Source organism: Aurantimonas sp. DM33-3, assembly GCF_014334315.1.
In the GTDB taxonomy this organism is placed as follows: domain Bacteria; phylum Pseudomonadota; class Alphaproteobacteria; order Rhizobiales; family Rhizobiaceae; genus Aurantimonas; species Aurantimonas coralicida.
The window spans coordinates 224,065-242,886 of the sequence record NZ_JACSGS010000006.1 but is presented as its reverse complement, the minus strand read 5'-3'; the positions used below and the strand labels follow the sequence as shown (position 1 = coordinate 242,886).

The following is an 18,822-nucleotide window of genomic DNA, read 5'->3' as shown; positions in this document are numbered from 1 at the left end:
GTGATAACGATCGATCGTTCTCTCATGGATGCCTCGCAATCGGAAAGGAAACCGACACGAAGCTCCAGGCAAACAATCCGCCGCCCACGCTTCTCTTTCTTCTCAATCTTCAGTTTTCAAAGAGCACGCAATCGAACAAACGATGGCGGCGGGACATCCGGACAAGTCCGGTCATACCCCGAGGAGGGTCGCTGCAAAGCGGCTCTCGATAGATGATGACGATGGCGGCGCAAAACCGAACCGGTCAGAACAATTTGCCCCGAACCAGTTCTCAGCGGACCGTCCGGCCCGCTCCGGCGCCACCGCCGTCGTCGATGAACGCGATATAGGCCACCCCATCCGGACCTGTCAACGACCACAGTCGCAAAAACTTCGCAAAAAGTCATTTGGTCGATCGCGGCACCTGGCGGGCCCCGTACGGCCCCGGGATGCGGGCGTTGTTCTAGCCGGTCGGCCCGGCGGTCTATCGTGAGCGAACCACCGCGGATCCTTCGCCTGCACGGGCTCGGCCTGTCCCCTCCCCTGCCGGGCTATTCGCCATGTGCGCGTTATCGGCGGGGTCAGAGCATCCGGATACCCGAACGAGCCAGCGCCCTCTCGGTCTCCCATCCTTCCGGCACGACCGTCGACCGACGAGCCGGCCCTCACCCGAAGATCAGGTTCGGGACGAAGAGGACGATGGACGGCAGGAGGATGAGCAGCACGGTGACGGCGACGACCGCCGCCAGGAACGGCGCAGATTCCCGCGTGTACTCGCCGATCGGACAGCGCAGGATCGAGCAGACCGCATACATGGCCGCGCCGACCGGCGGCGTGAAATTGCCGATGGTCGCGGCGATGATGAAGACGATGCCGAAATGCACCGGGTCGGCACCCAGATCGCGCGCCACCGGCAGGACGATCGGCGTCAGCATGATGATCAACACCGTCGCATCGATGAAGAAGCCGATGACCACCACCACGACGCAGATCAGGATCATCGCGCCGGTGAGATTGTCGGTCAGCCCGACGATCCAGCCGGCGACGGTCTCGGGCACCTGCTCGAGGACGATGCCGTAGCTGAAGATCGCCGACAGGGCGATCAGGAACATCACCGAGCCGACATCGGCCAGGCTGCTTTCCAGCCCCTCGACGAAGCCCTTCATCCGCATCTTGCGATAGACCAGCACGCCGATGAACAGCGCGTAGAGCACGGCGAACGCCCCGATCTCCGACGGGGTGAAGACGCCCATGCGCAGGCCGACCAGCAGGAAGACCGGAAACAGCAGCGCCCAGATGCCGCCGGTGAAGGCCCCCGTGACCTCGGCGAATTTCGGCCGCGTCCGGCGTTGCGGCTGGTAGCCGCGTCGCCGGGCGGTCAGCCAGACGGCGAAGCCCAGCCCGATCCACAGGAGCAGCGCGGGCACGAAACCGGCGGCAAACAGCCGGCCGATCGAGACCTGGCCGATCGTCCCGTAGAGGATCATGCCGATGCCCGGCGGAATGATCGGCGTCAGAACCGCGCCATAGGACAGGATGCCGGCGGTAAAGCCGCGGGTGAAGCCGCGCCTGGTCATCTCGTCGCCGAGCATGCGGCTCTGCATCGCCGCATCGGCGATCGCCGATCCCGACACGCCGCCCATCAGCGCCGAAAGCGCCAGCGAGACCTGTGCCAGCCCGCCGCGCAGCCGGCCGGTCAACACCGAGGCGAGGTCCAGAAGCCGCTCGGTGATGCCCGACCGGTTCATGAAATTGCCGGCGACGATGAACAGCGGGATTGCCAGGAGCGCGAAATTCTGGGTCTGGGACACCGTCACCTGCACCGGAATGGTGAAGGGAAGCTCGGGATGCTGGGCGAAGAACAGCGCCCCGGAAATCCCGATCGCAAAGGCGATGGGCATGCCCATCAGAATCAGGACGACGAAGGCGATGGTGACGATCAGCATGGCGGCGAAGCGCCCTCGGCGCGGACCGCGGCGCGCCGCGCGTCACGGATTTTCAGAAGCGTGGTGACGAGTAGCAGCAGGCAGCCGACCGGCAGGCTCATCGTCACCCAGGAATAGCTGATCCCGGGAATGCCCTGGAAACTGCGCGCCCGGCTGATCCAGGCGAGCAGCGTGCCGGCATAGATGCCGCAAACGAGGAAGATCGCGATCAACCCGTAATTGACGTATTCCAGCGCCCGCCGCACGCCGGCGGGCACCATTTCGGGCAGGATGTCGATCGACATCAGCGCGCCCCTGCGCCAGGCGATGTCGGCGCAGAGGAACGAGGCCCAGGCGAAGGCGCAGGTCGCCAGATCGATCGTCCAGTTGATCGGCGTGTGCATCATCCGGGCGACGCCGCCCGCGAAGATGAGCGCGACCATGGCCATCAACAGGACGCCGGCGAGGAATGCCTCAGCCCGCAGGATGAACCGATAGAGGCTTGGCATGGATCTCCCCGCCGGCGTCGCGTCGGACCGTTACTGGCCCGCCTTGATGCCGATCTCTTCCTGGACCTTGTTCTTCGCCTCGACGAGACCCAGCGTCTCGTAGGCTTTCTCGCCGGCCGCCCGGAACGCGTCCATGTCGACGTCCTCGACGATCGTCATGCCCCGCTCCTTCAGGGTCGCCTTGGCCGTCTGCGTCGCCTCCTCGATCTCCGCCGAGGTTGCCTGGCCGGCGGCGCGGCATTCCTCGACCAGCGCGGTCTGGTATTCCGACGGCAGGCCGTCGAACCATTGCGAGCTGACCACCTGGAAATTGGTCAGGAGGATATGCTTGGTCTCGTTGGCGTGGTCGACGACCTCGTTGAGATTGGCGGCGGTGATGTTGGGATAGACGAGCTCGGCCCCGTCGATCGCCCGCTGCTGCAGGCCGGGATAGACGTCCCCGAAATTCATCGCCACCGGCTCGGCGCCCAGCGCCCGGATCGATTCCTGCCAGATCGGGGCCGGCGGGGTGCGGATGCGCTGGCCGCTCAGATCCTCCGGCGTGCGCACCGGCGCATTGGTGTAGAAATTGCGGAAACCCTGCACCCAGTCGAAGCACACGACCTTCAGCCCGTGCTGTTCGGCAAGCTCCGCCTGCCATTCCTGCATGGTGGGTGAATCCGCCAGCTTGAAGGATTCCTCCAGCGAGCCGACGAAATAGGGCCCGTTGACCACGGCGATGCCCGGGACATAGGTGCCGAGCCGCGCGGCGTCGGTGTTCTGGCCGATATTGGCGCCCTGGCGGATCTGCTCGATGATGTCTTCCTCGACGCCGAGCTGGGCGCTGTGGAAGACCTGGATCGTCAGCCCGCCATCGGTGCGCTCCTTCACCCGCTCCGCCCAGGCCTCGAAGCCCTTGTGGAACGGCTCGTTGGGGCCGAGCACATGGTTGAAGCGCAGCTCGAAACTGTCCTGCGCGAATACCGCCCCTTGCGCGAAGAGGCCGAGCCCCACCGCGAGAGACAGCGTCTTCAGATGCCTTGCCAGCACGCTCATTGTCGATCCTCCCTGTTGCGATCTCGTGGTCAGCTTGCGCCCGTCTGCGCGGGCGGCGTCGAGCCGGACCCGGCGCTCGCCGGCATCTCCAGCCCGTACCGGTCCGCCAGGGACCGGAACTCTGTCATCGTCGCCGGGTCCACCGGCGCGCCATAGGCGGTGCGACGCTCCGCCTCGGCCCATTCCCGGTCGCCCGGCGCCATGACCTCAGCGCCGCGCGCCGTCGCGCTGGCCCGCAGTTCGCCGACATAGCGGCGCATGCCGCGATCGAATATCTCCCGGTCGACGAAGGCATCGGTGCGCACCGCCATGACGAAGGCGCCGAGGCCGCGCGGGGTCGAAAGGTCCGGCCCGCCCATCGGCAGGAGGTCGAAGCTCAGCCCCATGCCGCTGAGGACGGCGCTGAAGATCTCGACCAGGCCGGCAAGGCCGGCGCCCTTGAAGCCGAAGGCCGCCCCCAACGGCGCCAGCATCTCGACCGCCGCGGGGTCCGCCGTGTTCCGGCCTTCCGCATCCGAGGCGACCGCCTCCGGCAGGTCCACGCCGAGGCTCTCGTAGAGTTTGACGCGGTTGTAGGGAATTGCGCTGGTGGCCATGTCGAGCAGCCACGGCGCTCCGTCCGGATTGGGAATGGCGCAGGCAATCGGGTTGGTGCCGTGGAAGCGGCGCGCCCCGCCATGCAGCCGCACGAAGGCGTCGGAATTGCACATGACGATGCCGATGGCCCCGCGCTCGGCCGCCGCCAGCGCATAGGCGCCGGCCGGGCCGAAATGCGAGGATTTGCGGATCGCCACCGCGCCGATGCCCTGGCTGCCGGCGATCTCGACCGCACGGTCCATGGCGCTGTAGGTGGCCAGCGCGCCATGGGCGTCGTCGGCATCGAGCGTGGCGACCGCGCCGCCCTTCGTCGTGAAGGAAAGCGTCGGCCGCGGGTTGACCCGCCCCTCGCGCAGCACCGTTGCATAATGCGGCAGGAGCCGGACGCCATGGCTGTCGACGCCGCAGCGTGACCCGTGGACCATCGCCCGCGTCGCCGCCTCGGCCGTCGCCTCGTCGGCACCGACCGCCGACAGGGCGGCCCTGCAGAAGCGGGCGAGCTCGTCGAGCCCAATGCGGGCGCCGTGGCGGCCGGTCTGGTCGGAGACCGCGCTCACAGGGTCTGCCCGCCGTCGACGACCAGGATCTGGCCGGTGGTGAAGGCCGCATCGTCGGCGGCGAAATACAGCGCCGCGGCCGCCATTTCGGAGACCTCGCCAAGGCGTCCGATCGGCTGGCGCTCGGCAAATTCGCGGCGGGTCGCCTCGGGATCGGCGCTGGCCGCGATGCGGGATTCGAGCGACGGCGAGGCCGTGGTGCCGGGGCACAGCGCGTTGACGCGCACGCCGGTGCGGATGACGTCCCGCGCGACCTGCTTGGTCAGGCCGATCACCGCCGCCTTGCTGGCGCCGTAGGCGGCGCGGTTGGCGACGCCGGTAATACTGGAAGCGACCGAGGCAACATTGATGATCGAGCCGCGCCCGCGGGCGATCATCCCGGGCAATGCCGCGCGGATGGTGCGGAAACAGGAGGTGGCGTTCTGCTCCAGGCTCTTCGCCCAATCCTCCTCGCTGCAGTCGAGAATGCTGCCGTTGTGAACCCAGCCGGCGCAATTGACCAGAATGTCCAGATCACCCGCAGCGGCGATCGCCGCCTGCACGGCGTCCCGATCGGTAACGTCGAGACCGACCGGCGTGATCGACGGCGCCAGACGTGGCAGGTCGTCCATCTTGGCAAGGGTGCGGCTGGCAGCAACGACAGCCGCACCCTCCTCGGCGAACAGGAGCGCGATGGCGCGGCCCATCCCCTGGCCGGCCCCCGTCACGAATGCTCGCCGCCCTTCGAGCCGTCCGCTCATTCCCGTTCCTCCCTGCCACGAGCCCCCGCTCGATGTCGTATGTCTACACTATACATATCAACGTCGGCGAGAAAAGGGGGGATAGAGCGGCGGCCGATAGCCGGGCGATCGCAAGCGCTTGTGAAGCGGCGAGTGCGACGATCGCGTCCCGGGGGTCGGCATCCGGTTTGACGCCATGGGCGACATTCGAAACACTTTGGCACCGGCCGAATCCGCCGGGTTGCGAGGGAGACACGATGCCTGACGGGCGCGCCGAGAGGGTCCAGGACATCGATGCGGAGAGCGTTTCCGGCGTCACGCCGCGCCTCTACGAGCGGGCGACGCAGCTCATCGCCGAACAGATCCGCGACGGTACCCTGCCGGCGTCGGGCCACCTCACCGAATCGCTGCTGGCCGAGCGGCTCGGCATCAGCCGTGCGCCCGTGCGCCGCGCCTTGTCGGAACTGGAGCAGCAGGGCCTCGTCAAACGCGTGAAGGGCAAGGGCTATGCCGTCCTGGCCGGCAGCGCATCAACACGAAAGGCCCCCTCGCCCGGCGATACGGCGTCGCCCACCCATGACGGCAGCCCGCTGCAATCCTCACCGAGTTGGGAGCGGATCTATGGCGAGGTGGAGGACCAGGTGATCGCCCGGATCTCCTTCGCCAGCTGGCGGGTCAACGAGGCGCGGCTCGCCCGCCACTACGGCGTCAGCCGCACCGTGGCGCGCGACGTGGTCGGCCGCCTGCAGCAACGCGGCGTGCTGCGCAAGGACGATCGCGGCCGCTGGTACGCGCCGGCGCTGACGCCCGACCATATCGCCGAACTCTACGAACTGCGCTCGATTCTCGAGCCGATCGCCCTGACCAAGGCGGCGCCCCACGCGTCGGCGTCACTGCTGATGCAGATGCGGACCCGGCTGGAAGAGGCGATGGCGGCGGGCGATGTCACCGGCGCGACGCTCGACGCGCTGGAGAAGGACCTCCATGTCACGCTGCTCGATTTGTCGGGCACCTACGCACTGATGCAGGCGATCACCCTGCCCCAGTCGCTGCTGATCGCCCACCGGTTCCTCTATCGCTGGACGCCGCGTCTGTTCGACGCCGAACCGTTCCTGCCCGAGCATGTGGCGGTGATCGACCATCTGCTGGCCGGCGAGACGGACAAAGCCGCGAAGGCGCTGGCCGACCATCTGATCATCTCGGGCGACCGCGCGATTTCCCGCGTCGACCTCATCCGCCGCGAGTTCGACGCCGAGGATCTGTCCTATCTGGAACGCCTGCCGGCGGATTGATGCCGACCGGGACGCCATGGCCGCTGGGCGGCTTCACGGCGCGCGACAGATCTTGCGGCGAAGAACGCCGCCGCGGCGCAACTCGCCTCAGCCCTGGTGCAGGGCTCGCTCGACCGGTGCGCTGACCGTGGTGACGAGACCGGGCCGGTTTCCGGCCTCTTCCAGCGTGCCCTCGATCTGATCGACCATCGCGCGCATCATCTTCGAGCCGAAACCCTGATGGTCGCGTGACTTGCCGGCACCCCGATCCGAGACGGCGAGCCGGAACCGACCGAGATGCTGGTCGAGGCGGATCGCCAGCGGACCGGCCTTGCCGTCATAGGCGTATTTCTGGGTGTTGATCACCAGTTCGGTCATGATCAGCCCGACATGGACGGCACGATCGGCCGCGATCTGGACCGGTGCGAGGTCGAGCCGCGCCCGTTCCGCCCAGGCCCCGTCCATCGACGATGCAAGGTCCGTCCACAGGTCGCGGATGTAGCGTGAGAGATCGACGATCTCGACGCTTTCTCCCGAATAAAGCCGTCGGTGGACGAGCGCGACCGCGTTCAGTCGGCGCTGCGCTTCCGAGAGCTGGCTCTTCGTTGCCGCGTCGTCGAGGTCGCGGGCCTGCATGCGTAGGAAGGCAGCGACCAGTTGCAGGCTGTTCTGGACGCGGTGATTCACCTCCCGCAGCAGGAAGCCCTTCTGCTGCAGGAGCAGCTGGTTCTCGCGCACGGTCTCGAGGAGATCGCGGTTCAGCTCCTTCAGCCGGATCGCCTGACGGCGCTCGCGCAGCAGCCGGCCAACCCGGCTGGCCGATTCCACCTCGGCGATCGACCAGGGCCGCGACCGACCACGGACCGTGTCGCTCCACGTCTCGAAGGACGACCGCGGCGTCAGCACGGCATTCGGATCGGTCGAGGCGCCCTTGTGGGGATTGCCGGCCCATTCGACGGTCTCGATCTTTTCCGCGCGCAGCCAGATCAGGCAGATCGGCGTCTCGGTCGACAGCGAGACCGCCAAGAGACCGCTGGCCAGAGACTGGAACGCCTCCGCCTCGGGCCAATGCAACGCCAGCCGGTCGGTGAGGAACGGAAACGGCGCCGCCTTGTCCTTCACCCACTCGCCGATCGTGCGGAGGTCCGCCTCGTCCGGGCAGCGACCGAAGGTCGATATCTGGGTGCCGGACAGGACGGCCAGGCCGTCGGCCCCGAGCATCCGGCAAAGCTCCGAGCCGGCACCCTCCACGAAGCTCTCGAAGCTGGACTCGGGGTCGTAAAGCGCCAGCGCCGTATCTTCGCTCGCCCGGATCCGGACCCGCTCGCGCGTCAGTTCCGCCTCGTCCTTGGCGGCAATCTGCTGAGACAGCGTATGGGCGAGGATGCGGCAGGCGGTGCGGTCCGACAGCGATATGGTCTTCGCCTCGTCGTGATGGCAGGCCACCAGCCCCCACAGATGCCTGTCCATGACGATGGAGATCGAGGCCGAGGCCCCGACGGCCATGTTCTGCAGATAGCGAATGTGGATCGGCGAGACGCTGCGCAGCCCGACATCGGACAGATCGACCTCCGACAGCCCGGCCTCGGCGGCGCGGATCGGCGCCGGCTCGTAGCAGACATCGGGAATCACCCGGATCCGGTTGCGGATATAGAGGGCCCGCGCCTGCTTCGGAATGTCCGTCGCCGGGAACTGGTGATTGAGGAAGGAGACGAGATGCGCGGCCCGGTCCTCGGCCACCACCGAGCCGGCGCCGTCCTCGTGAAAGCGATAGATCATCACCCGGTCGTAACCGGTGATCGCGCGGAACTGCTGGACCGCCGCTTCGCAGAGATCGAGGAGATCATGGGTCCGGGCAAGGGCCGCACCGGCCTCTTCGATCCGGGTGAAGATGCGCGCGGTGCTCGCGCCCGCACGTTCCGCGTCTTCCAGCTCAATCAACAGATACTCGCCGGTGCGGTGCGCGACACCGTCCAGCGAGTTCTCCAGCCCGGTCACCGGATCGAGCACCGCAGAGGTCTCGTCCTCGATCCCGAGGGCAATTTCCACCGCCGCGCTGCCGATGAGACTGGCCAGCGGACGTCCGAGCCATTGCGGCGCGAGCCGGCCCTCGATGTCGCCCGCACCCGCCACGACGTCCAGCGTGCCCCGGTCGGCGACCAGCAGCATGCCGTGCGGCTGGATCGAGCCGGGAATATGGATCGGTTCGCGATCGCAGAGCGTCAGCTCGTCCTCGGAAACCGCACGCAGGGAGTCTTGCAGACTGGCGGGGATATCTGCTTTCACCTGTGGCCTCCTGTCGACGTCGGACGGGAACGTGTCACGAGCGACGGATCACTGCATGCCACCACCGAACGGGACGTTTTCCGAACGCCTGCGCACGGAAACTGCGTCACTGCATCTGCGGGTCGACACCGCCTTCAGTGCCTTCGACCTCTCAACACGGTCCGGTTATGGCGGTTTCCTGCGAGCCCATGCAAGGGCGCTGCCCGCCGTGGAGGCAATCGTCGCCGACGGCATTTCCGTAGCCGCGACCCGTTCCCGCACCGATCTGGCAGTCGCCGATCTGCAGGAACTCGGCATCGACATTCCCCCGTCGGCGCCCTTCGACGGCCCTGTGTCGCCGGTCGCGGCGCGCGGCATCCACTATGTTCTGGAGGGCTCCCGGCTCGGCGGCGCGGTGCTGCAACGCCGTGTGCCGGTCGCCTATCCGCGCCGCCTTCTGTCGGCCCGCCACGAGCGCGGCGGCTGGCGAAGCGTGCTCGCCGACCTCGATGGTTGGGGCGAAGGCCAGGACGAGACCACGATCGCCAGCGCGATCGCGGCCGCCGCCGCCTGCTTCGCCCTTTTCGAACACTCCGCCCTCGCCGAGGCCGGCTAGCCGGCCCGCCCGACCCGGCGCCCTGCCCTACTCGGCGGCCTGGCGCGCCGGCGAATCGCTCGCATCGGCGTCGTGCGGCCGCGGACGGGCCTTGCGCCGCAGTTCGATCTCCTGCGCCCGCTTCTTGGTCAGTTCGCGATGCGCCTGGTCGCGGCCCGAGATATATTGCTTCGGCCAGGGCTGGTTGCGGGTGTCGTACCAGGCCGCCGCCTCGCGGCTGAAATACGGGTTCCACATATGCGGGCGGCCGAGCGCGACGATGTCGGCGCGGCGGGTGTGCAGGATGGTGTTCACCTGCGCCGCCTCGGTGATGGCGCCGACCGCCATCACCGCCATCTTCGGCACGTTGCGGATCGCCTCGGCGAACTGCACCTGGAACATCCGGCCGTAGACCGGCGCCTGATCCGCCACGGTCTGGCCCGCCGATACGTCGATCAGGTCGCAGCCGGCGGCGGCGAAGGCCTCCGAGATCGCGAAGACGTCCGTCTCACTGATCCCGCCCTCGGCCCAGTCGGTGGCCGACAGGCGCACCGACATCGGCTTGTGCGCCGGCCAGGCCGCCCGCATCGCGGCGAAGACCTCCAGCGGGTAGCGCAGCCGGTTTTCCACCGAGCCGCCATAGGCGTCGTCGCGATGGTTGGTCAGCGGCGACAGGAAGGAGGCCAGCAGATAGCCGTGGGCGCAGTGCAGCTCCAGCATGTCGAAGCCGGCCCGGTCGGCCCGCTCCGTCGCCTGGACGAAATCCGCGGTGATCCGGTCCATCTCCGCCCGGTCCAGCGGCTTCGGCACCTGGCTGATGCCGTCGTGATAGGGCAGCGGCGAGGCCGAGAGGATCGGCCAGTTCGCCACCTTGTCGGCCAGCGGCATGTCCATCTTCTCCCAGCCGAGCTGGGTCGACCCCTTGCGCCCGGCATGACCGAGCTGCAGCACCATCTTCGACGTCGAATTGGCGTGGACGAAGTCGACGATCCGCTTCCACTGCGCTTCCTGCGCGTCGGTCCACAGGCCCGTGCAGCCCGGGGTGATCCGCGCATCGGCCGAGGGGCAGGTCATCTCGGTGAAGATCAGCCCGGCCCCGCCCAGCGCATGGGAGGAGTAGTGGACGAAGTGCCAGTCGGTCGGGTTGCCGTCCGCATCGGCCGAATATTGCGCCATCGGCGACATGGCGACCCGGTTCTCGATCGTCATCTCCCGCAGCTTGAACCTCGTGAACATCGGCGTTGGCCGGCTCTTGCGGTAATCCTCGCCGGTTTCGCGATAGACCCGCTCGTAGAAGGCGGTGTCGACGGCTTCCACGAAGCCGGGATCGCGCACGATCAGATTGTCGTAGGTGATCGCCTTGGCCCGGCACATCACCACCATGGCGAACTGCTCGGGCTCCATGTCCCAGGAGCGGTTCATATGCTCGAACCAGGCCAGCGACACGTCGGCATTGTGCTGGGTGATCTGGCAGGGCGTGCGCCGCGCGTCCTCATAGGCCGCGAAGGCGGCCGGAACGTCGGACGGGCCATGGGCGACCACCGCGTCCGACAGCGAGATGGCGCATTCCATGGCGAGCTTGGTGCCCGAGCCGATGGAATAATGCGCCGAGGCCTTGGCGTCGCCGAGGAGCACGATGTTGTTGTGGGACCAGCGATTGCAGAAGATGCGCGGAAACTGCCGCCAGTTCGACCGGTTCAGGAGCAGCGGATGGCCCTGCAGCTCGTCGGCATAGAGCGCTTCCAGCACCGCCTTCGATGCCGCCTCGTCCATGCCGTCGAAGCCGTGGCCGCGCCAGCAGGCGTCGTCCATCTCAAAGATCCAGGTCGAGCGGCCCGCCTCGTACTGGTAGGTGTGGGCACAGATGATGCCGTGTTCGGTCCGCCGGAAAAAGTAGTTGAACTCGTCCATCGGCCGGGTCGAGCCCATCCAGCAGAAGCGGTTCGACTTGATCGCCACATCCGGTTCGAAGGCCGTGCGGAAATGCTCGCGGATACGCGAATTCACGCCGTCCGCTGCCACGACCACGTCGGAATCGGCAAAACGCGTGGCGATCTCCTCCGGCGGCACCGAGACGCCGAAATGCAGGCCGATCCCCTCCTCCCGGCAGCGCTGCTGCAGGATGGCGAGGAGCTTCATCCGCGAGATGCCGGCAAAGCCATTCCCGGCGCAGCGCATCTCGCGCCCGTCCTTGTGGATGGCGACGTCGTCCCAATAGGCGAATTCGTGGCGGATGCGGTCGAAGGACGGCCGGTCGCGCGACAGGAATTCGTGCAGCGTCTCGTCGGAGAAGACAACACCGAAGCCGAACGTGTCCTCGGCCTGGTTCTGCTCGTAGATGTCGATCGACCAGTCGGGCCGCTGCTTCTTGGTGAGCAGCGCGAAATAGAGGCCGCCGGGGCCGCCGCCGATTACGGTGATGCGCATCGCTGCTCTCCTGTAGGCGGGACCGACACCCGCAACCAGATATTTTAGAGTTAAACTATCACCGTGGAGCGGGGCATGGGTCAAGGCGTCGCGGCCAGATTCTCGGTGCCGCCCGTCCTCACCGCAGTGCATTCACAGCCGCCGCACTGCAGCATAATTAGGCACGCCCAAAAAATCGGCCAATCCGGTTGCGAGGCACTATTTTATGTGTAAACTAATTTTCAGATCGGGGCGCAGAGGCGCCGCGCCGCATGCCGAATAAGGGGCACGGACCGCCGAGGCGGGGCCGGATCTGCCGCAGAAACTTTGCATGGAGATGCAGGAATGACAATGATCCGCACCGTCGCCCTCGGCCTTCTGGCGGCCACCGCCCTGACCGGCAGCGCGCTCGCGCAGGACGCCGCCGACGACAAGCTCAAGGTCGGCCTGATGTTTACCCTGTCCGGCCCGGCCGCTGTGCTCGGCGAGCAGGGCCGCGACGGCTTCATGCTGGCGGTCGAGACGATGGGCGGCAAGCTCGGCGGCCTCGAGACCGAGATCACCACGGTCGACGACGAGCTGAAGCCCGACATCGCCGCCAACAAGGCGCGCGAGCTGGTCGAGCGCGACGATGCCGACTTCGTCGTCGGGCCGATCTTCTCCAACATCCTGATGGCCATCGCCAAGCCGGTCACCGACGGCGGCGCCTTCCTGATCAGCCCGAATGCCGGCACCTCGAACTTCGCCGGCGCCGAGTGCAACGCCAACCTCTTCGTCTCGTCCTACCAGAACGACCAGGTCCACGAGGTGCTCGGCAAATATGCCGAGGACACCGGCTACAAGCGGCTGTTCCTGCTGGCGCCGAACTATCAGGCGGGCAAGGATTCGCTCGCCGGCTTCAAGCGCTCCTACAAGGGCGAGGTGGTCAACGAGATCTACACCCCGCTCGGCCAGCTCGACTTCTCGGCCGAACTCGCGCAGATCGCCGCCGAGCAGCCCGATGCGGTCTTCACCTTCATGCCCGGCGGCATGGGCGTGAACCTCGTCAAGCAGTACCGCCAGGCCGGCCTCGACAACATTCCGTTCCTCTCCGCCTTCACCGTCGACGAGACGACGCTGCCGGCCCAGCAGGACGCGGCCGTCGGCTTCTTCGGCGGCGCCAACTGGGCCCCGGACATGGACAACGAGCAGTCCAAGGCCTTCGTCGCGGCCTATGAGGAAAAGTACGGCAGCGTGCCGGGCACCTACGCCATGCAGGCCTATGACGCGGCGCAAATGATCGACAGCGCCATCAAGGCGGCCGGCGGCGACCTTTCCGACAAGGACGCCCTGCGCGCCGGCCTGAAGGCGGCCGATTTCCAGTCCCTGCGCGGCGACTTCTCCATCGGCGACAACCACTACCCGATCCAGGACTTCTATCTGGTCAAGGTCGCCAAGCGCGACGACGGCAAGTACCAGACCCAGATCGAGCAGAAGATCTTCGACGACTACCAGGACAATTACGCCGCCGACTGCAAGATGCAGTAACCGGCCACCTCCGGCTCCGGCTCGCCAGGTGCGGGCCGGAGCCTGAACGACCCACGTCGCGCATGCGACTTCCGGCGCGAGCCGGACCCTGCGACGAACCACACGCCCCCGCCCGGTGAACGAGCGGTCGCGGCAGCGGGACCCGGCATGCTCAATCTCTTTCTGCTCCAGGCGCTCAACGGTCTCCAGTTCGGCATCCTGCTGTTTCTGGTCGCGGCCGGCCTGACCCTGATCTTCGGGATCATGGACCTGATCAATCTCGCCCACGGCGTGCTCTACATGGTCGGCGCCTATCTGGTCGCGACCCTGACGGCCTATACCGGCGACTTCTTCCTCGGCCTCGCGCTGACCATTCCGGCGACGCTGCTCTTCGGCATCATCCTCGAAGTGCTGATCTTCCGCCGCCTCTACGACCGCGATCATCTCGACCAGGTGCTGGCGACTTTCGGCCTGATCCTGATCCTCAACGAGGGCGTCCAGATGCTGTGGGGCGCAGCCCCCATGAGCGTGCCGATCCCGGACGTCCTGTCCGGTTCGATCCCGCTGATCGGCAACATGCGCTATCCGCTATTCCGCGTCCTGATCATCGCCGCCGGTCTGGCGACGGCCCTCGGGCTCTATCTCCTGGTCAGCCACACGCGCATCGGCATGCGACTGCGGGCCGGCGCCACCAATGCGCCGATGATCTCGGCTCTCGGCGTCGACATCCGCCGGCTCTTCATGCTGGTCTTCGCCCTCGGCGCCATGCTGGCGGGCTTTGCCGGCGCCATGGTCGCGCCGATCCTGTCGGTGCAGCCGGGCATGGGCGATTCCATTCTCATCCTGACCTTCGTGGTCATCGTCATCGGCGGCGTCGGCTCGGTGCGCGGCGCCTTCGTGGCGGCGCTGCTGGTCGGGCTGGTCGACACGCTCGGCCGCACCTTCGGCCCGATCCTCCTGCGCAGTCTCATGGACCCGTCCGCCGCCTCCCAGACCGGCCGCACCCTCGCGCCGATGCTGATCTATATCCTGATGGCCGCTGTCCTGTTCTTCCGGCCTGCCGGGCTCTTCCCGGCCAAGGGGGCGGCCCAATGAGCGCGAGCGACCTCACCCTTGCCGGCGAAACGCCCGATGTCGCGCCTCAGCGCCGCCCGAGCCGCCTCGACGGCCGCGGCACGGCCCTCGCCGCCGGGCTGATCTTTGCGACACTGGCGCTGCTGCCGCTCCTGGCCACCGCGATCGACGACCAGTTCCTGCTGGTCACCGCGACGCGGATCATGATCTTCGCCCTCGCCGCCCTCTCGCTCGACCTGATCCTCGGCTATGGCGCGCTGGTCTCCTTCGGCCATGCCGCCTTCATCGGCCTCGGCGCCTATTCGGTGGCGATCCTCGCCGCCCATGGCATCGACGACATCCTGGTCCAGGCCGCCGTCGCGATTCTCGTCTGCAGCCTCTTCGCCTTCGTCACCGGCGCCATCTCGCTGCGGACCAAGGGCGTCTATTTCATCATGATCACCCTCGCCTTCGGCCAGATGGCGTATTTCTTCATGGTCTCGCTGTCGGCCTATGGCGGCGACGACGGCATCACCCTGACCGCCCGCTCGACGCTGTTCGGCGCGCCGGTCCTGAAGGGCAATCTGACCTTCTTCTATGTCGTCCTCGCCGCGCTTGCCGGCGCCTTCGTGACCTTGCGCGCCGTCGTCGGCTCGCGCTTCGGCCGTGTCCTGCGCGGCACCCGCGATAACCGCGTGCGGATGCAGGCGATCGGCTTTTCGCCCTTCCGCTACCAGCTTACCGCCTATGTCATCGCCGGCGCCATCGCCGGCCTCGCCGGGGTCTTCCTCGCCAATCAGGCCGAGTTCGTTTCGCCCGCCTATATGAGCTGGCAGCGCTCGGGCGAGCTCATCGTCATGGTCGTCCTCGGCGGCATGGGCACGCTGGTCGGCCCCATCGCCGGCGCCGTTGCCTTCCTCCTGCTGGAGGACTGGCTGGCGCAGATTTCCGAGCACTGGAAGCTCGGCCTCGGCATCTTCCTGGTGCTGCTCGTCCTGTTCACGCGCGGCGGCATCGCCGGCTTCGTCAGCCGCATTGCCGGACGGGGAACGCCATGAACGGACCGCTTCTCGACATCCGCAATCTGCGCAAGGCCTTCGGCGCCCTGCACGTCACCGACGACGTCAGCTTCCAGGTCATGCCCGGCGAACTCCACGCCATCATCGGGCCGAACGGCGCCGGCAAGACGACGCTGATCCACCAGCTCTCCGGCAGTCTCGCCAGCGACGGCGGCTCGGTGCATTTCGCCGGCGAGGACATCACCCGGGTCGACATGGCCGGCCGCGTCCATCGCGGGCTGGCGCGCTCCTTCCAGATCACCTCGATCCTCGACGGGTTCACCGTGCTGGAAAACGCGGCGATGGCGGTGCAGGCGCGTTCCGGCTCGAGCTTCCGCTTCTTCGCCTCCGCGGCCCGCGAGAGCGCGCTCAACGAGGCCGCCATGGCGGCGCTCGCCCGCGTCGGTCTCGATGATCGCGCCCAACGACGCGCCGGCAGCCTGTCCCATGGCGAAAAGCGCCAGCTGGAAATCGCCATCGCGCTGGCGACCGGCGCACGGCTCCTCTTGCTCGACGAACCGCTCGCCGGCACCGGCCATGAGGAATCGGCGGTTCTGGTCGCGCTGATGGCTGAACTGAAGACCACCCACACCATCGTCCTGATCGAACACGACATGGATGCCGTCTTCGCCCTTGCCGACCGGGTCAGCGTCCTCGTCTACGGCCGGCTGATCGCCACGGGCACCGCCGAAGAGGTCCGCGTCCATCCGGAAGTGCGGACCGCCTATCTCGGCGAGGAGGAGGCCGCCTGATGCTGCGGGTCGAAAATCTCCAGAGCGCCTATGGCGACAGCCGCATCCTCTTCGGCATCGACCTCGAGGTCGGCGCCGGCGAAGTCGTGACGCTGCTCGGGCGCAACGGCATGGGCAAGACCACCACGATCAACTCGATCTTCGGCCTGGTGAAGCCGCGCGGCGGCTGCGTCACCATCGATGGCGTCGATGTCACCGGCCGCCAGCCCCATGTCGTCGCCAATCGCGGCCTCGGCCTCGTGCCGGAAGGCCGGCAGATCTTCCCGACCCTGTCCGTCGAGGAAAATCTCGTTGCCACCCATCGCGCTGGCCGCGGCGCCGCCAAATGGACGCTGGCCGAGATATACCGCCTGTTTCCCCGGCTGAAGGAGCGGCGCCGCAACATGGGCAACCAGCTCTCCGGCGGCGAACAGCAGATGCTGGCCATCGGCCGGGCGCTGATGACCAATCCCCGCCTCGTGGTTCTCGATGAGGCGACGGAAGGGCTCGCCCCGCTGATCCGCGAGGAGATCTGGACCTGCCTCACCGCCATCAAGGACGCCGGCGAGGCGATCCTCGTCATCGACAAGAATGTCGACGCGCTGGCCCGCTTCGCTGACCGTCATGTCGTCATCGAGAAGGGCCGCGTCGCCTGGACCGGCACGACGGCCGAACTCAGGGCGACCCCTGCCGTGAAGGAACGCTTCCTCCATGTGTAGGCCTCGCACCGACCGCGGCGCCACGAGCGCCACGCCTTTCCATTCCGCAAGCAAGGAGCCACGCCCATGCCGATCATGACCGCCGGCGTCACCAAGGCCAACGAGGGGATGGACGGCATAAGCTGGAACATCCTCGGCCAGATCTACGTGCCCAAGCAGCATGCCGAGAGCTCGTTCTCCTGGCACGCGACCTTCCCGGTCGGCACCTTCGTGCCGCCGCACATCCATCCGACCCAGGAAGAGTTCGTCTACATGCTGGAGGGCCGTCTCGACGTGATCCTTGACGGACAGGAAAGCCATGCCGAGCCGGGCGATCTCGTCCGCCTGCCGCGCGGCATCCCGCACGGCCTGTTCAACCGGACGGATTCCGACGTGAAGTGCTATTTCTGGGTCTCCCCGGCCCAGCGCCTCTACGATCTGTTCTGGGCGCTCCACAATCTCGGACCGACCGCCGACCCCGCCGAGGTCGTCGCCGTCTCGGCCCAGCACGAGGTCGATTTCCTGCCGCCGCCAGACGCGGAATAGGCGGGGACAAGGGGCGCAAGGAGGCAAGGCCATGAAGGTGATCATCGCAGGCGCAGGCATCGGCGGGCTGACCGCCGCGCTCATGCTGCACAAGCGCGGCATCAAGGCCGAGATCTACGAACAGTCGCCAGCTGTCCGCGAGGTCGGGGTGGGCATCAACACCCTGCCCCACGCCATCCGCGAACTCGCCGAGATCGGCCTCCTGCCCGCCCTCGACAAGGTCGGCCTGCGCACCCGCGAGCTGGTCTACTACAACCGCCAGGGCCAGGAGGTGTGGAGCGAACTGCGCGGCATCGACGCCGGCCACCCCGTCCCGCAATTCTCGATCCATCGCGGCCGGCTGCAGAAGCTGATCTACGACGCCGTCATCGAACGGCTGGGGCCGGACGCGGTGAAGACTGGCCTCAGCCTGTCGGGCTTCATCCAGAACGAGGGCGGCGTCACCGCCCATTTCACCGATTCGGTCCGCGGCGACGCCGGAACCACCGTGCGCGGCGACATTCTCGTCTGTGCCGACGGCATCCATTCCACCGCCCGCAAGCGCTTCTACCCGGACGAGGGCGCGCCCTGCTGGAACGGCGTCCTGATGTGGCGCGGCGCCACCGAATGGAAGAGCTGGCGCGACGGTCGCACCATGGCGATCGGCGGCGGCATGGGCGCGAAGTTCGTGCTCTATCCGATCGCCGAGAAGGGCGACGGCACCCAGCTCATGAACTGGGTCGTCAACATCAAGATGGCCGACGGCGCCAAGTCCCCGCCGCCGAAGGAAAGCTGGTCGCGCCCGGCCCTGCGCTCGCTGGTCCTGCCATATGCCAAGCGCTTCGCCATTCCCGACTACGACGTCCCGGCGCTGGTCGAGGCGACGCCGCAGGCCTTCGAATACCCGATGTGCGACCGCGATCCCCTGCCGCGCTGGACCTTCGGCCGGGTCACGCTGCTCGGCGACGCGGCCCACCCGATGTATCCCGTCGGCTCGAACGGCGCCTCGCAGGCGATCCTCGACGCCCGCTCGCTGGCCGACTGCCTGGAGCGTGCCGAACATCCCCGCCAGGCGCTGTGGGAATACGAGAAGGACCGCCTGCCCAAGACCGCCGAGATCGTCCGCCTCAACCGCAAGGGCGGCCCGGAGCGGGTGATCGACGAGGTCGAGAAGCGCGCGCCCGCCGGCTTCGCCAATGTCGAGGACGTCATGAGCCGGGCCGAACTGAAGGCGATCGTCGGCGGCTATGCCGGCAAGGCGGGCTTTGCCGCCGAACCGGACCGCCTCGTCGCCGAACGCCGCGCCGCCAACGCCTGATCGCCCCGACCGCGGTCCTGAACAGCGGCGGTCCCGAACAGAAGCCGACACGCTTGCCGCAGCATGACCAGATAA

The 18,822-nt window shown here is 67.4% G+C and carries 16 protein-coding genes; 9 read left to right on the top strand and 7 right to left on the bottom strand.

Going from position 1 to position 18,822, the window contains the following annotated elements; translation table 11 throughout:
• Positions 1–644: 644 nt before the first annotated feature.
• Genes H9Q09_RS11095 through H9Q09_RS11075 form a run of 5 tightly spaced genes read right to left on the bottom strand, consistent with a single transcriptional unit; the run spans position 645 to position 5,342 of the window.
• Positions 645–1,925 (bottom strand): TRAP transporter large permease, encoded by a 1,281-nt coding sequence (locus H9Q09_RS11095; RefSeq protein WP_187391062.1) that lies wholly within the window; start codon positions 1,923–1,925, stop codon positions 645–647.
• Positions 1,919–2,413, bottom strand: coding sequence for a TRAP transporter small permease subunit (locus tag H9Q09_RS11090; protein ID WP_187391061.1), 495 nt, complete (start codon positions 2,411–2,413; stop codon positions 1,919–1,921). The genes H9Q09_RS11095 and H9Q09_RS11090 overlap by 7 nt, the downstream gene beginning before the upstream one ends.
• 30 nt (positions 2,414–2,443) lie before the next feature.
• Complete coding sequence (locus tag H9Q09_RS11085) at positions 2,444–3,448, bottom strand: C4-dicarboxylate TRAP transporter substrate-binding protein (protein WP_187391060.1); 1,005 nt, start codon at positions 3,446–3,448, stop codon at positions 2,444–2,446.
• A 29-nt stretch (positions 3,449–3,477) separates the two neighbouring features.
• Entirely contained in the window at positions 3,478–4,602 is a 1,125-nt protein-coding gene (locus H9Q09_RS11080; RefSeq protein ID WP_187391059.1) for an Ldh family oxidoreductase, read from the bottom strand.
• Positions 4,599–5,342, bottom strand: a complete 744-nt coding sequence (locus H9Q09_RS11075) for an SDR family oxidoreductase (protein WP_187391058.1) — start codon at positions 5,340–5,342, stop codon at positions 4,599–4,601. The genes H9Q09_RS11080 and H9Q09_RS11075 overlap by 4 nt, the downstream gene beginning before the upstream one ends.
• Positions 5,343–5,578: 236 nt before the next feature.
• On the opposite strand from H9Q09_RS11075, the gene H9Q09_RS11070 reads away from it, so the two are divergent.
• Complete coding sequence (locus H9Q09_RS11070; protein ID WP_187391057.1) at positions 5,579–6,613, top strand: GntR family transcriptional regulator; 1,035 nt, start codon at positions 5,579–5,581, stop codon at positions 6,611–6,613.
• An 87-nt stretch (positions 6,614–6,700) separates the two neighbouring features.
• Here H9Q09_RS11070 and H9Q09_RS11065 read toward each other — a convergent pair whose 3' ends face one another.
• Positions 6,701–8,878, bottom strand: coding sequence for a histidine kinase dimerization/phosphoacceptor domain -containing protein (locus H9Q09_RS11065; protein ID WP_187391056.1), 2,178 nt, complete (start codon positions 8,876–8,878; stop codon positions 6,701–6,703).
• 55 nt (positions 8,879–8,933) lie between these two features.
• Here H9Q09_RS11065 and H9Q09_RS11060 point away from each other — a divergent pair, with 55 nt between their 5' ends.
• On the top strand, positions 8,934–9,473 hold the full coding sequence (locus tag H9Q09_RS11060; protein WP_187391055.1) for a biliverdin-producing heme oxygenase: 540 nt from the start codon (positions 8,934–8,936) through the stop codon (positions 9,471–9,473).
• Positions 9,474–9,500: 27 nt separating this feature from the next.
• Here the strand turns inward: H9Q09_RS11060 and H9Q09_RS11055 are convergent, their stop codons facing one another.
• A complete protein-coding gene (locus tag H9Q09_RS11055; RefSeq protein ID WP_187391054.1) occupies positions 9,501–11,879 on the bottom strand; it encodes a bifunctional salicylyl-CoA 5-hydroxylase/oxidoreductase in 2,379 nt (792 codons plus the stop codon).
• Between the two features lie 324 nt (positions 11,880–12,203).
• On the opposite strand from H9Q09_RS11055, the gene H9Q09_RS11050 reads away from it, so the two are divergent.
• The 7 genes from H9Q09_RS11050 to H9Q09_RS11020 all read left to right on the top strand — a co-directional run bounded on the left by H9Q09_RS11050 (position 12,204) and on the right by H9Q09_RS11020 (position 18,747).
• Positions 12,204–13,385, top strand: a complete 1,182-nt coding sequence (locus H9Q09_RS11050; RefSeq protein WP_024352361.1) for an ABC transporter substrate-binding protein — start codon at positions 12,204–12,206, stop codon at positions 13,383–13,385.
• Between the two features lie 147 nt (positions 13,386–13,532).
• The gene (locus tag H9Q09_RS11045; protein WP_024352362.1) at positions 13,533–14,459 is read left to right on the top strand and encodes a branched-chain amino acid ABC transporter permease; all 927 of its coding nucleotides are present in this window, start codon (positions 13,533–13,535) and stop codon (positions 14,457–14,459) included.
• Complete coding sequence (locus H9Q09_RS11040; RefSeq protein ID WP_187391053.1) at positions 14,456–15,475, top strand: branched-chain amino acid ABC transporter permease; 1,020 nt, start codon at positions 14,456–14,458, stop codon at positions 15,473–15,475. The genes H9Q09_RS11045 and H9Q09_RS11040 overlap by 4 nt, the downstream gene beginning before the upstream one ends.
• Positions 15,472–16,227, top strand: coding sequence for an ABC transporter ATP-binding protein (locus H9Q09_RS11035; protein ID WP_187391052.1), 756 nt, complete (start codon positions 15,472–15,474; stop codon positions 16,225–16,227). Before H9Q09_RS11040 ends, H9Q09_RS11035 begins: the two co-directional genes overlap by 4 nt.
• Positions 16,227–16,925: an ABC transporter ATP-binding protein gene (locus H9Q09_RS11030; protein WP_187391051.1), complete on the top strand. Its 699-nt coding sequence runs from the start codon at positions 16,227–16,229 to the stop codon at positions 16,923–16,925. Before H9Q09_RS11035 ends, H9Q09_RS11030 begins: the two co-directional genes overlap by 1 nt.
• 66 nt (positions 16,926–16,991) lie before the next feature.
• Entirely contained in the window at positions 16,992–17,450 is a 459-nt protein-coding gene (locus H9Q09_RS11025; RefSeq protein WP_009209331.1) for a cupin domain-containing protein, read from the top strand.
• A gap of 31 nt (positions 17,451–17,481) precedes the next feature.
• Positions 17,482–18,747 (top strand): flavin-dependent oxidoreductase, encoded by a 1,266-nt coding sequence (locus H9Q09_RS11020; RefSeq protein WP_187391050.1) that lies wholly within the window; start codon positions 17,482–17,484, stop codon positions 18,745–18,747.
• Positions 18,748–18,822 lie beyond the last annotated feature (75 nt).